The organism is Pirellula sp. SH-Sr6A (genome assembly GCF_001610875.1).
In the GTDB taxonomy this organism is placed as follows: domain Bacteria; phylum Planctomycetota; class Planctomycetia; order Pirellulales; family Pirellulaceae; genus JBKCUI01.
In genome coordinates, this window is sequence record NZ_CP011272.1 from 3,655,666 (window position 1) to 3,669,328 (window position 13,663).

Sequence of the window (13,663 nt, forward strand, 5' to 3'; positions counted from 1 at the left end):
CAAAAATATGCTGCGACGGCGCATTCGATCAGCCACTGTGGGTGGCTTTGTCCTGGGAACTCTCGTTGCAGGATCGAACCATCTCCAGGGACAGACCGGAGGTGGGGGGAGTTCCGACAGGCCACGATTGCGAACACCGTCCATTCCATCCGATGAACCAAAGCCAATCCTGCTATTCGGCGAGGATGGTAGTGACGATGTACCCGTTGCCATGCCGGCTGAATCGAAGGGGGATCGCACTCCGCTATTGATTGGACGGCCCTCGAATGCGCCAGCTCCGTCCGCTCCGGAGATGGCAAATAAAAAGCAAAACGTTGCACCGATCCAGCCTTCCGCTGAGCAAGTTCCGCTCATCTGGCAGCTAGCAAATGTTGCCCATATCCACGCGTCTCCGTTCTTGGTTTGGCTCGCACCGCAGACGGTCGATCCGGTCCAAACTGTGCCGTCCAAGTCGGTGGCGACGGGAGCAGTGGATTCGGCGATCGATAGCCCTACGATGGCCGTGCTGGGGGAGAAATCCCTCGCCGCAGAAACGGTCGCGGTCGAGGAGCCAATGGATTTGGAAGTCGATCCGGGATTGCCACCGGTTGATCTTCAAAGGGTGGAAGATGTTCGCGAGTTGGCGAGCGTACCATCTGGAATCGAACCACCGGCCAACGAAGAGGTTCCGAAGCGTCCCCGGCCAGTCCGGATTCCGCTCGCGCTCTCTGAGATCGACGCAGGTGCCGGGGCAGCGGACGGCGCCGAAGGTCCAATCCAGGGAACGGAGGAGTCGACAGCCCCTGCCCCGATAGCGACGGGGAAGAGGTCGATCACGGAGCTCGATGAAGAGCGCCGACAGGAAGAACCTGCTATCGATGTTCCCGCTGCTCAAAACGGCAAAGAGGATCAAGGCGTCGATGCGCTTCTCGCGTCGAAGCCGGGCAAGCATCAACGGGAAATCGTGATCGATGATCCGAATCGGCTGGGGAAGGAAGTTCCTCCTGTCGTTGCGGCTCCGGTTCTGGATGCCACCGAAGCGGCTCGACTTTCCAAGTGCAACGAATGCTTGAGCTTTTATTTGAGCCATCCGGAATCGACGTCGGTCCGTTCACCTTGGGCGGTCATGCATGCCCTGCTGGCATTCGGACCGGACTACGAATTGCTACATGGTAACAATCGAGTCAACGCGATCGGGTGGATGTGTCACAATGGAACTTGTCGAACGCAGAGGATGTTCACACCGCGCGGACGGGGGTTTGTTCCAAACGTCGGCGCCGGGGTTCAGGGACATGAAGGACAGTTTCTCGCGATCTTAGCGCAATCGAATGTCCCACTCGACTACCCCATTCAGATCGGTGCGAATAAGTTCAAGGTGGAGGATCTCGTTCGTTACGAAATGGCAACTTGCAAGGAGCGATCGGAGCTAACGTTCAAGCTCATCGGGTTTTCGTATTACTTGGATTCCAATAAGCAGTGGCGAGCAAACGATGGCCGAATTTGGAGTATTTCGAAATTGATACAAGAGGAGTTGGCTCAACCGGTCGTCGGCGCGGCGTGCGGGGGAACGCACCGGCTTATGGGATTCTCTTTTTCGGTCCGGCAGCGAAGCATGCAGGGGCAGCCCATCAATGGTCAATTTGCCCGCGCTGATCAGTTCGTCCGCAACTACGTCGACTATACGTGGACGCTTCAAAATCCGGATGGAAGCTTTAGCACTTCTTGGTACGAAGGTCGTGGGAATGAACCCAACGATGAACGCAAAGTGCAAACGACAGGTCACATGTTGGAATGGCTGATGTACACGTTGCCTGATAGCGAGATCAATCAGCCACGTGTGCAGAAGAGCATCGATTTCCTTCTATCGCATATTTACGACAAGAAGGAGCATAAATGGCCGATCGGCCCGCGTGGGCACGCAACGAGGGCGATCGGGCTGTACCAAGCACGCTACCAAGAGATCCTCCAGTCGACGCCTGAGTTGCTCAAGTCGAAGGGGGCGATGGCTAGCAAGCCCAGGTCACCGGCAAGCCGAAGATAGGGCAGTGCCCATATCCTCCGGGTGGCCGTATCGAATCTGGCCGTATCGAATCTGGCTGTGTGTTACTCGCGACACCAATCCTTTAGTGGAGTCGCGTGGATCGTAGCGTTGTCGGGTTGCAACGACTGAATGCGATGAATCGATTGCTGGACATCCGCTTCGTTGAGCAATGGTTGAAGCTTGAGTCGAAACGTTTTCGATTCCCCTCCGGAGAGAGTAACGAGTCTGTTTTGTTGCTCTTCAAAGGTTCGTGGGTTCGGGAATCCCGTGGCGGGCTCCAGTCCGACGACGTATCCATCTTCGACTGCTGCCGTGTTTTTCCAGACGTTGAGGTAAGGCAGCGCGCGAGTGTCGAAGTGGACAGCAAAGCCGCGACGGCGATCTTCCGTAGCCAAGAGGGCTTCGGACCAACTAGCCGAATCGCAAGCTGCGTTCAAGAAATACACTTGTTCCGCAAAGCCTTCGGTCGGGCCTTCGCAACGGGCCCAGGTTTCTAGTCCTTCGGCAGCTCTCGCGTCGCGTGGGCAGAGTGTTTTGTAGGCCGCATCGATGGTCGTCCCGGCTTGAACAACTGGCTGCCCCAGATTGATGTGGTAGAGCATTTGCATTGTTGTCGGAGTGCTTCGGAGATTGGTGACGGTATCCGTAACTTCGATTACCGGACTATTAACCCGGAGACGATATCGGCACTGCAATTCAAGGGAGTAGATGAGGAATCTCGCTTCGCGCACCGTCGCGACAATATCCATAGTTCCATTTTCCACATCGACAGCGACTTCGATCTTCTTCGCCGGCACATTCGCGATTCGACCATGCAGGGGATATTTCAAATTCCCTTGGGGATCGAAATCGGGTGCCCCATTACTGTGCAATCCGCATCGGACCAACAACTCATCAAACCCTTCGAGCCAGCCGATACCAGATGGGTCGAGGACAGGGACGAGGCTAGGGTGGACAGGGCCATCAATAGGGCTGTTCCAACCGAAGTCGGTATTGGAGGCTTCGCATTTCCAAATCCCCATCCCACGATCGGGCAGGAAAATGACCCGCAATGCACCGGTATCGACCGATAACAGTTCCATCCCCATCGATTTTCCGCCACCGATCGAGCTGAATTGCACTGCAAACCGACCCGTTCCAGCTGTGATCTTTTCTGGAACAAACCCGACATCTTCGGCTTGGTCCAAAAACGGTTCGCGTAGAATCCAATGCGTTGCAGGGTTGCTCGTGTTCATGGTTGTTGGAAAGGGAGCGGAAGCAGACGTTTGCATCACCGCGCGAATCTCGTCCATGCGATGAATGCTGTATTGTAGTGCTTGTTGCCATCGATCGGTATCGGAACACTTGGATGCAGGAAGAAAACGAAGCAAGGATTCAATTAGAAGTCTGCGTCGAGGATGCGCAAGGGGCGGAAATTGCTATGAAGGCCGGTGCAACCCGCATCGAACTCAGCGAGCAGCTTGGCGTGGGAGGGATCACTCCGTCGCTCGAGAGGTTGTCCGATATTTTGAACATGGCTGAGGTGCCTGTGATTGCGTTGATACGCTGTCGGCCTGGTCATTTTGTTTACACAATGGCGGAGCGGAAAGAGATGCTTCGTCAATGCGAAGCCTTTTTGGAACGGGGCGTTCATGGAATCGCCGTGGGAGCCATCGGGCCGCGTTCAAGCGACGCATGGGAAGATCTCGATTGGGATTTTTTAGAATCGATTGCAGGTCGGTTTTCGGGACGAGAGTTGGTGGTACATCGCGCGTTCGACGTCGTCACAGACCCGATCGCGGCGGCGATAAGACTGAGCTCGACCGGTTACACTCGAATTCTTACCAGCGGTGGGCCCGACAAAGCCTCGGAAGGACTTGCAACTCTCCACGCATTGCAATCGCTCTGCTTGATCGAGATTCTACCTGCGGGAGGGATTGGATCGCACAATGCGGAGATGATTTTAAAAGCAACGGGTTGCACCCAACTCCACGGTTCCTTTCGAAGTCCCAGCAGCCTATCCAATCCTATCTCTCCACCGGATCCAAGTGAAATTGCCAACGTACTCCAATGCCTCCATCGAATATGATGCAACTACCCGACTTGATTCCGGTTCAGCAAACGTTTCCAAAACGGCCCGACGCAGACTTTGTCTCGATCATCCCCGCGTCGCTCGCGTCGTTTCGATCGCAGATTCAGGAAGGCAGCCGCATTGCCATCGGTGTCGGAAGTCGAGGGATCACTGGATATCGGGAACACATCTGGACAGTGATCAAGACACTTCGATCTTGGCGGGCTGAGCCGTTTCTCTTTCCGGCAATGGGGAGCCATGGTGGGGGGACCGATGCAGGACAGCGCGAAGTGTTGGCCAGCTATGGCATCACCGAAGAGACGATGGGGTGCGAGATCCGGTGCTCCATGGAGGTCGAAGAAATCGGAGGCACTTCGCAAGGCATCGCGGTGGTTTGCTCCTCGGAAGCCCTGCGAGCCGATGGCATCTTGCTCGTGAATCGTATCAAACCGCATACGGACTTCTTCGGTAGTCTAGGAAGTGGATTGGTGAAGATGAGTGTGGTGGGATTGGGGAAGCAGGTGGGTGCCACTCGCTTTCACTTGGCCGCGATGCGTCTCGGATACGAACCAGCTCTGCTAAGCATTGCAGACCATATGCGTCGTCATACTCGGCTTCTGGGTGGGATTGGTTTGCTTGAAGGGGAGTGGCATCAAACGGTGGAGATCCATTCCGTCCAAGCGGACGAGATGGTAGATCGTGAACGGGAACTGTTGGCAAAAGCCAAGGTCATGATGCCCACGTTGCCCTTCGACACAATCGATTTGCTGATCATTGATCGCATTGGCAAGGACATCAGCGGAGCGGGCCTTGATCCGAACGTCACCCAGCGAAGTATCCACGGGTATAGTAGCCTCCCCCTTCCACCGGATGAGCGGAGACCGTTTGTAAAGAGGATCTACGTCCGAGATCTAACCGATGCGACGCACGGAAATGCGATCGGAATCGGAATGGCCGACGTCGTCAACAGCCGGTTGCTCAGCAAGCTCGACCGAGAGAAGACGGTACGGAACGCATTGACTGCCCTCACTCCCCAAAGCGCCAAGATTCCTATTGCGATGGACACCGATCGGGAAGCGATCGAGGCCATGCTCGCATCCCTTCCCATCGAGGACGTTCGCACAGCGAAGGTGGTTCGAATTGCCAACACCTTAGAACTAGGCGAGATGGCAATATCAGAAAATCTGTTCGCGGAGGCTCTGCATGCTGGGAAGGTCGAACCGAGTTCGACGACATGGCCCGCCCTCGATGTGTGAGCCGCCCTTACCCTTTTGTCGCTTTGACCAGGAATGTCGGATTGGCGGCTTCCAATCGCAGGCGTTCCATTTGGCAATTGCCTCGCGAGATTTGGATCATCCAAAGCTGGGGTTCGACCGCCAATTTGTGTGTGAGCAACTGTTGGAGCGCCACCACGTTGTCCAAGCTCATCATGTTCGCAACGAGGCAGCCTCCTGATTGCAATCGCGGCCAAGCCTGCTCGACCAAATCGGTTACGGCCCGACCCGTGCCGCCTACGAAAATGGCTTCTGGGTCAGGCAGATTTTGCCAAGCTGTCGGTGCTTCACCGAGGACAGGGACGACGTTTTCCACGCCGAACCGGGCTGCGTTCTCCAAGATCAGTTCGTAGTCTTCGGGGTCCATCTCGATCGCGTACGCTTTGCCATGCCGAGCAATTTGGGCAGCCTCGATCGAGACTGAACCACTCCCTGCACCGATGTCCCAGATGATCGAAGTCTCGCGCAGTTTCATTTCGCTTAGCGCGATGGATCGGACTTCGCATGGAGTGACCAATTCCCGTTTTGGTTTCGCCTGTCGAAAGACTTCATCGGGATTGCCGAACAACCGAATGCGTGAGGATTCGGCTGGTTGGTCTGGTACACCTTTTTGGCGAACCAGAACCATCACATTGAGAGGAGAGAACTTTTGGTTCACGATATCCGACAGTTTGCAGCGGGTGACCCGTTCGTCGGGTGAACCCAAGTTTTCGCAAACGTAGGCGGTGAAGTAACCGATACCTTTGGCCATCAGAATTTCGGCCAGCCGAGCTGGTGGAATTTCTTCGGAGGTGAAGACTCCGACTTTCTCTGCGGAACGGATTCGTTCGACGACTCGTTCGATCGGTTGGGATGCAACGTTGGTCAAGTAAGCTTCGTCCCAGCTTTCTTTGACTCGCGCGAACGCCAACTGCATGCTGCTCACGTGCGGAAGGACTTCAAAGCGATCTTTTCCTAGGCGATCGCAAAGGAATCTTGCGGTGCCGTAAAACAAAGGGTCACCGCTGGCAAGCACTACCGTAAGGCCGGACGCGCGATCCACGATGTTTGCTAGGCGGTCCAAATCACCGCCTACGGTTTCACGGGATCCTTGGTATTCGGGAAACTTCTCGAGAAGAAGTGCCGAGCCGATGAGGAGCGAAGCGGAGTGAATGAGGTCGGAGGCTTGTTTGGTTAACCCTGCAGCGCCATCGTCGCCAATACCGATGATCCAAATTTTGCTATTCATTGAGAGCTCGCGATTATGTAGGGGTTGGCGATGGATAGTGGGATGATCCGGAGTGAATTCACGATCCGGGGTACTGTCGACAAAATTCATAGACCGCCATCGTGGTAGCGGTCGCAACATTGTAGGAATAGGGACGGCCATAAACGGGGATCTCCACGACTCGGTCGAGACGATCCAGTTCTTCTTGGGAGAGTCCTTCCCGTTCGCTGCCAATGACCAGCGCGGTTTTGGGAACAAAGGGGAATGTATAGAGACACTCCGAGTGGGTCGTCTGCTCCAATCCAACCCGTTGATAGCCTTCTGTGGCAAGATGCTCTAGGGTCGGTGCGAGCGAGCGGCGTTGCACAATCTCGACCACTTCGACGGCATCGCGCGCAATTTCTCGATCCACGCGTCCGGGGCCACATTGAATGATTTTTGTGATTCCAGCGCAGCCCGCGAGACGTACGATGCGGCTCAAGTTCACATTGCTCCGCATCGGGGCTAGGACGAGAACTAACTCGCGCGGCTGCGCAAGTTCTGTCGGTGGCTTGTGGCGCACATGCTCAAATCGCCTCATGACACCCATTCATCCAATCGTTGAAGAATCCCTCGCAAGAGTTCGCGGTCCGATTCGGGTCGGAGCGAGGCACCTTTGGGTTGCGTGTCGCTGGCGATGACTCCTCGCATTTGCAAAAACATCGCGCAGTTGTGTTTGTAGGCTGGGACGGGATTTCGAAATGCGAGGAATCCTAAGTACTGCAACCAGTCATTGATTTCATAAAAACGCCGGTCCCCTTCGAGCCAATAGCGATCCCGTTTGGCGAAGGCCTCGGGGTAGAACGCGGAAAGCCCGAGCAAATAATCGCTGCCCCACTGCACCATATCGATGGCTAGATCATTGCCGGTATAGATTTTGAAGTCGGGTCGGACGCGATTGCGTATCTCCAGGCGTTGCCATTCCAGATCGCGAGATAGAGACGAGTGCTTTATGCCGGTCAAGGTCGGCAACTGAATCCATTCGGTGAAGAAACCGAGGTCATAGATTTCGCCAAACGGGACAAACATTTTCCCTAGCTCGAATCCGATGACTTCCTTTCGCTCCGCGCAGACTTTTTCGTAAAGGGCCATGCGCTTCGGTGCATCGAGTTGTGCAAGCCCCGTGGATTGGAACAAAATCGGGATGCCTCCGGCGGTCTCGATGCGATCGCTTTCGTTGAGATAGTTCGAGAGAAGATCGCCCTCGAGATCTTGAACGAATGTTCCCGCCACAAAAGATCTACCTGTGGCATGCTGCTGAACAAATGCCAAGACCTCGTGGCGCGAGGAGCGGGACAGGAGATTGGCAAAGCCGGTGTCCATGTTGACGGCGGGTGTAAGTCCCGATCGCCAAGTTCGTTCCAGGCCGTTTGCGTAGGAGTCGAAGTCGATTTCACCGGTCGGTTTAAACGGCAGCAGCACGGCGGAGATGCCAGTGATGGGGCGTTGCGGGATGACGCTGGGGATGGTGGCCATGAGAAGTTCCGGCACTGAAGGCTTCAAACGAAAGCCCCATTATGCAGGAACTCAATGAGAAACAAAGGCCGGCAGATCAACCGTAAATCGGTTTGCGATCGGCCGTCGATTCGGCGGCCCAATGGAAATCGACGACGTCTGGTTGATCCATCTGCCATGTGTAGAAAGCAGGCGTATCGTCGATGACGGCGGGGAAGTCGACGATTCCGTCGTGTGCGGAGCGGAGAATCACTCCCAGACCTTCCAGTTCGCTGACATAGTCATCAAGGTGCGACGACTCATTTTTCAAGTCCTCTTGGATCTCGGTGATTTCAGCGTCGTATATCTGGAAGCGTGCTTTGCCGTCGTGCCGGCGGAGCATTCGGCGGAGATTGGATTTCCTCTCCGTCAATTCTCGGTGCGACAGAGCGATATCCGTGACGATCAGCCGCAGCAGAGGAAGCATCGCTCTGGCTTGTTCGATCGAGAAGACTTTTTTGTCGTTGGTGCCCATGGCTCTCGCCCCCCTCGCGGATGGTTTCCTGATGTACAGACGATACCGACATCTTAGGAAAAGGAAAAGTTCACTTGGACAGGCTGCTCTCACAGCGAGCTTTCATGCGGACGTGAATCGCACCGTACGGAAGCCTTTAAGGTGGAATGGTTTTGCATTGCAAATCCGCCTCCGGGAGACTTCGACTCGTTTCCTACTTCAATTCTTGCTTGAGAATTCAAGCATTCAATTGCTGACCGTCCCAGAAAACCGGAAAATTCGAACCGATCGTTAGGGTGAATTCGTTACAAACATCCTCGACAATTTCAACGTTGACCTGCTTTTTTCGCCTTACAGCCCCCGAAACGAGCGCTAGGTCGGCGATTTGAGCGATCCGACGTGGTATTCCTTCTGCTAATTCTTGGATTCGAGTGATCGACTGTGCATCGAAAATCTCGGGATCCCCTCCCACAGCGGAGATGGTTAACTCAAAGTACTCAGCGACCAGTCCCAGATCCCACGGGGGCAAGTCCATCCGGAGATCGCTTTGCTCGATTACCCATCGAGGCAGATCGACCAGGGATTCTTCGTCCAAGCTCAAAAGGCTGGTCACACCAGGAATACGGGAAAGCCTCGCAAAGAGTTCGAGTTGGGCCTCGGTGATGGCGCTTGTTTCGTCGAAAACGAGGATGGTGTGATGACCAACGGTTCTCAAGCTCATCACCATGTCGCTAATGCGCAACACGTTTTGCTCGATGGAACCGACACCGATTGGGCTATCCGGGTCAAGTTGCTCAAGGGCTTGGCAGGTGAGATCGAAGGGAGTTTGCCCGAGCAATCGGAGCAGGCATGGGTGCTCGTTGGTCGTTTGAAACACACGAGAGTGCACCAAATGCTGAAGCAGTGTGCTTTTACCCACACCGCTCGGGCCCACGACTAGGCCCAGCTTTTTCCGTTGAGCGACTAAAAAGTCTCCTCGGGCCAATGCTTCCTCGACGGAACCAGCCAAGAAAATATCGCGGAAGGACTGTGGAGCGCCGAAGGGATTCGTCTTCAGTTTCCAGTAGCGGAGATAACTCATGAACGCCTCTGCGGTTTGAACGTATTTTTTGGTAAAGTTCGGCACGAACGCTTGCAGTGCATGACGGAAATCTGACAACTGGGAAGTTTTCGCGGGAAGATCTGTATTTTCTTTGAAGATTTCTTCGACCGATGGCCTGCCGCACCCCTTCGCATTACACTCGGTAAGCATGATCGGTCCCATATTTCAAAGAGAAACAGCGACGCTTCCTAGGCGGAGCCGTCACTATGTCAGCCGAGTGGTCTTCGCGCTGATGACCTTCGGCATCATTTGCACGACTTGGTTGCTGCTGGCTGGGATTCAGCCGGTTCAAAACCCGGGCGATCTCGCGCGCTTTGGCGTCCTCATCTTTCAGCTCATCGCACCCTTCCAGCTCCTAGTGCTTATGTTCACGGCGGCGCTGGCTGGGACGACGGCGGTCAGTCACGAAAAGGACAAACAGACGATCATCTTGTTGTTGATGACGTCTCTCACGAATGCGGAGGTGGTGCTGGGGAAAGTCGGCGCGGGACTCTTGGCGTCCTTCAACGCATTCTTCGCTTCTCTCCCAGTACTGTTTATGGTGCTGCTTCTCGGGGGTGTTTCGGTCGAGCAAGTCGTCGCGTGCAGTTGGGTAACCGCTGCAGCCTTGTTCGCCAGTGCGACGCTTGGAGCTACGATCGCTTTTTGGCGCGAGAAGACATTCCAAGCCCTTGCAGTGACCGCGCTTCTCCTCGCATTTTGGCTCGGCCTCGGGGAGCTTGTGGCATCAGGCTGGATTTCAGTCCTTCCCGCCCGGTTTGCCATGCTCTTCAGCCCGCTCCGCGCGGTGCTCGATATATGCCAGCCGGTTGCCACGCAAGCCATTCTGGAAGGGGCGAATTGGAACAATGCTTGGTGGTCCGGTGGGGTGATTCTCGGGCTAGGAGTTCTCTGGCTCTTTATCTCCATCGTCATGCTTCGCGTTTGGAACCCATCGCGTGAACGACGCCCTGTCAGTCATGCGTCTGAATTTTCGGAACCAGATGTTGCGCCAGAGTTTTTGCAAGGTGCAACGACGGAGCGTGTCGTGAAGGCTTGGAAGAGTCGAGCCCCTCGAACGGTCTGGAACAATCCGATCTTGTGGCGCGAAATGAAGACTTGGGCGTATGGCCGCAAGATCGTTTTTGTCAAAGCGGCGTACTTGCTGTTTGCCGTGGTGATCGGAATGGGCCTGTATCGCATGGTCGATAGCGGTGCCGCGTTGGTATCCACGACCTACCAAGAAGAATTGGTTCCCGCGTCGGTTTCGCTACTGGCTCCCTTCTTTGTATTGTCGCTCATCCTGGTCAACGCATTGGCAGTCAACTCGATTACGAACGAGCGGGACGGGGGAGCGCTAGACTTGCTCCTCGTCACCGAGATCACACCTGCCAACTTTCTTTTGGGGAAGATGGTGGGGGTGTTGTACGTGACGCGCGAGATGGTGCTCGCGCCGCTGGCTCTCTGCCTGTTCCTTTGGTCGCAGGGGGGGCTCACGACGGAGAATTTGTTGTTCACAGTCGTGACCTTGCTGGTCATGAATATATTTGTCGCAATGTTAGGGATTCATTGCGGGATGATTTATTCGCAGAGCCGCGTCGCCATTGGCACGAGCTTGGGGACCGTCTTTTTCCTTTTTCTCGGTATCGCGGTTTGCATGCTGATCATGCTGATGTTTCGCGGGTCGTTCGGGCGTCAGCTGGCGCCGTTCTTGTTCATTATTCTCGGAGGGGGGACAGGTCTGTATCTGGCTTTGGGATCGCGGAATCCATCACCAGCGATCACGCTCAGTTCGTTCCTGTTGCCGTTTTTGACGTTCTTCGCCATCACTAGTTTCTTGCTGCGCGATCAGGAGATGACGGTGTTTTTAACCGTCGCGATTTCTTATGCGTTCGCCACCGCAGCCATGATGGTCCCGGCGCTGAGTGAGTTTGATTTTGCGTTGGGACGTGCTAGGACGTTGGATGAAGAATAGCGGGAACCCCGGTACGCTAGCTCCGAGGGTAGAAGGATTTTGAGCGGGCCGCTGCCGTCGCGTGTGCGAATCAGTCCTTAGCCCCCTACGTCGTCAGCTCGATAGTCTTCTAGGGCTTCTTGCCAAAGGGTGGGTGCATCGGTTGCGAGTCGCGCACCGACTTGGCCGATGACGTTCATGCACATGTAGTTGGCTCCACGAGCGGCGATGGCTGGGGAGTAACCGTGGGTTACGCCATACAAAAACGCACCGGCGAACATGTCCCCTGCTCCTGTTAGATCTTTGGGTTGGCAAGCGAAGGCGGGGACGTGCGTTTCCTCTCCTTCGTAGTGGACGAAGGCTCCGTGTGGGCCATCGGTTACCACGCAGTGGGGGACCAATTGTTTCAGCCGTTCGAACGCGGCCGCGCTGCTGGTGGATTGCGTGACTGCCATCGCTTCGGGGGCATTGCAGAAGAACAAGTCGCAGCTCTTCAGAGCTTCATGCAACGCCTCGCCGAAGACTTGTGGAACGAAGGCATCCGAGCAAGTGATCGCGATCTTGGTTCCCGATGCTTTGGCGCATTGGATAGCTTCGCGGATGGCATGTTGGCCGGTTGCTGGGTTGGCAAACACGTAGCCTTCGATGAAGAGCCATTCTGAATCGGCGATACGTCCAGCGTCGACATGTTTTGCGGCCAAGTGGCTAGAGACGGCCAAGCACGTACGCATGGTCCGTTCGGCATCAGGGGTGATGAGGGCAAGGCAGGTGCCGGTTGGTTCGCCGACGACGATCGGGTTGCCAATATTGATTTTTAGATCGTTAAACTCTTCGGCGTAGTGAAGACCGTATCGATCATCGCCGACGCAGCCGATGAAGGCGCCTCGTCCTCCCAATTGCGATAGTCCGATGATCGAATTGGCTACCGAGCCTCCGCTGACCAATCGAAGCTCATGTTCCTTGGTGGAAAGTTTGTCGAGCAATTGCTTTTGCTCGTCCGCTTCGACGAGCCGCATGGTACCTCGCTCGAACTGGAGAGACGCGAACTCTGCATCGGTGACTTCAATAAAAATATCGACAATCGCGTTTCCCAAACCGCAGACATGATAAGGACGCATGCACTCAGACCTATCTAGCAACCGCAATAACGAAATGTAACGAAGGCGTCAGTTTTACAACTTGGCCCGCGGATGTCGATGGAGCGGCACCCCGCTCTCACCGTTTTCGTTGGAATTCACTGCGGCTTTTTGCATCGAGCAAGGCTCGAGCTAAGAGATTCGTTCGGCTACCTGCGCGAGCCGTTGCCAGCAGAGATCTTCGCCGGCGGCTTCGAGGAAGAAGGCCGCGCGGTCGCGATCTGCGGCCGAATCGAGTCGGAATCGAAGCCCGCCTTTGGACAAGGCTTCTGGGAGGGGGATCCACTTCGATTGGAACAATTCCGGGTTGCGTCGAATGACCGCAGGGACATCGCATGGTTCGCGATGCAAATTGGCGTCTCGCAGTTTGCTCAAGGCCCGTGCAGCGCACATTTCGCCGACGAGCCCTAGTGTTTGGAGGGAGAAGCTCGGCTGAGAAGGAGTCATGAAACCGACGAAGTCCGCTTCAGGATTTGCCCAGCCTCGGGACACCAATCGATCCAGCAGTGTCGGGTCGGTGAAGGGGCACAAGGGGCTCGCAAAAACGATCCACTCGGCGGTGAAACGTTCGGCGACCTCTAACGCCCTTTCGGTGGGGCTGGCATGGACGCTAGGGATCCAGCGAGCATGGCAAAGGCCTGCTTGGGAAATACGATTGCGATATTGAATCGGACCGGTGACAGCGATGGTGTCGATAAGAGTCGATTCGGCCAATCGCCGCACGCACCATTCCAGCAGAGTCAGCCCATCCAATCGCCGCAATGCACCATCGATGCGCGTGACATCGGGTGTGTTCGTGTCATCACAGATCGCCAAGTCGATCAATGCGATCGTCTGACGTCCATAAGGGGCGCGGGACGTGTAGGAGTCCGTTGTGTTCGCAGCCATACATAAGCTCCATGCAATTGGAAATGGCGGAGAGGAATCGCTCTAAATCAAGATGCAAGTGTCACG

12 protein-coding genes are annotated in these 13,663 nt (G+C 55.4%); 4 read left to right on the forward strand and 8 right to left on the reverse strand.

Annotated features, from left to right (window positions below):
• Window positions 1-7: 7 nt before the first annotated feature.
• Window positions 8-2,020: a hypothetical protein gene (locus VN12_RS14125; protein ID WP_146677430.1), complete on the forward strand. Its 2,013-nt coding sequence runs from the start codon at window positions 8-10 to the stop codon at window positions 2,018-2,020.
• A 62-nt stretch (window positions 2,021-2,082) separates the two neighbouring features.
• Here VN12_RS14125 and VN12_RS14130 read toward each other — a convergent pair whose 3' ends face one another.
• On the reverse strand, window positions 2,083-3,312 hold the full coding sequence (locus tag VN12_RS14130; RefSeq protein ID WP_146677431.1) for an aldose 1-epimerase family protein: 1,230 nt from the start codon (window positions 3,310-3,312) through the stop codon (window positions 2,083-2,085).
• Window positions 3,313-3,368: 56 nt separating this feature from the next.
• Between VN12_RS14130 and VN12_RS14135 the strand changes: the two genes are divergently transcribed.
• Both VN12_RS14135 and VN12_RS14140 read left to right on the forward strand, forming a co-directional pair.
• Entirely contained in the window at window positions 3,369-4,088 is a 720-nt protein-coding gene (locus VN12_RS14135; protein WP_146677432.1) for a copper homeostasis protein CutC, read from the forward strand.
• Window positions 4,085-5,326 carry a hypothetical protein gene (locus VN12_RS14140; RefSeq protein WP_146677433.1) on the forward strand — a complete coding sequence of 414 codons (1,242 nt, stop codon included), beginning with the start codon at window positions 4,085-4,087 and terminating at the stop codon, window positions 5,324-5,326. Before VN12_RS14135 ends, VN12_RS14140 begins: the two co-directional genes overlap by 4 nt.
• Before the next feature lie 7 nt (window positions 5,327-5,333).
• On the opposite strand, the gene cbiE is transcribed toward VN12_RS14140, so the two are convergent.
• The 5 genes from cbiE to VN12_RS14165 all read right to left on the reverse strand — a co-directional run bounded on the left by cbiE (window position 5,334) and on the right by VN12_RS14165 (window position 9,790).
• Entirely contained in the window at window positions 5,334-6,572 is a 1,239-nt protein-coding gene (cbiE, locus tag VN12_RS14145; RefSeq protein WP_146677434.1) for a precorrin-6y C5,15-methyltransferase (decarboxylating) subunit CbiE, read from the reverse strand.
• A 58-nt stretch (window positions 6,573-6,630) separates the two neighbouring features.
• Entirely contained in the window at window positions 6,631-7,131 is a 501-nt protein-coding gene (locus VN12_RS14150) for an RNA methyltransferase (protein WP_146677435.1), read from the reverse strand.
• On the reverse strand, window positions 7,128-8,066 hold the full coding sequence (locus tag VN12_RS14155; RefSeq protein WP_146677436.1) for a dihydrodipicolinate synthase family protein: 939 nt from the start codon (window positions 8,064-8,066) through the stop codon (window positions 7,128-7,130). The genes VN12_RS14150 and VN12_RS14155 overlap by 4 nt, the downstream gene beginning before the upstream one ends.
• A gap of 76 nt (window positions 8,067-8,142) precedes the next feature.
• The gene (locus VN12_RS14160; protein WP_146677437.1) at window positions 8,143-8,559 is read right to left on the reverse strand and encodes a DUF2203 domain-containing protein; all 417 of its coding nucleotides are present in this window, start codon (window positions 8,557-8,559) and stop codon (window positions 8,143-8,145) included.
• Between the two features lie 217 nt (window positions 8,560-8,776).
• Window positions 8,777-9,790: an AAA family ATPase gene (locus VN12_RS14165; protein WP_146677438.1), complete on the reverse strand. Its 1,014-nt coding sequence runs from the start codon at window positions 9,788-9,790 to the stop codon at window positions 8,777-8,779.
• Between VN12_RS14165 and VN12_RS14170 the strand changes: the two genes are divergently transcribed.
• Window positions 9,789-11,594, forward strand: a complete 1,806-nt coding sequence (locus tag VN12_RS14170) for an ABC transporter permease subunit (RefSeq protein WP_146677439.1) — start codon at window positions 9,789-9,791, stop codon at window positions 11,592-11,594. The genes VN12_RS14165 and VN12_RS14170 overlap by 2 nt on opposite strands.
• A 77-nt stretch (window positions 11,595-11,671) precedes the next feature.
• Here VN12_RS14170 and VN12_RS14175 read toward each other — a convergent pair whose 3' ends face one another.
• Both VN12_RS14175 and VN12_RS14180 read right to left on the reverse strand, forming a co-directional pair.
• Window positions 11,672-12,691 (reverse strand): adenosine kinase, encoded by a 1,020-nt coding sequence (locus VN12_RS14175; protein WP_146677440.1) that lies wholly within the window; start codon window positions 12,689-12,691, stop codon window positions 11,672-11,674.
• Between the two features lie 150 nt (window positions 12,692-12,841).
• The gene (locus VN12_RS14180; RefSeq protein ID WP_146677441.1) at window positions 12,842-13,597 is read right to left on the reverse strand and encodes a cytidylyltransferase domain-containing protein; all 756 of its coding nucleotides are present in this window, start codon (window positions 13,595-13,597) and stop codon (window positions 12,842-12,844) included.
• Window positions 13,598-13,663: the final 66 nt, after the last annotated feature.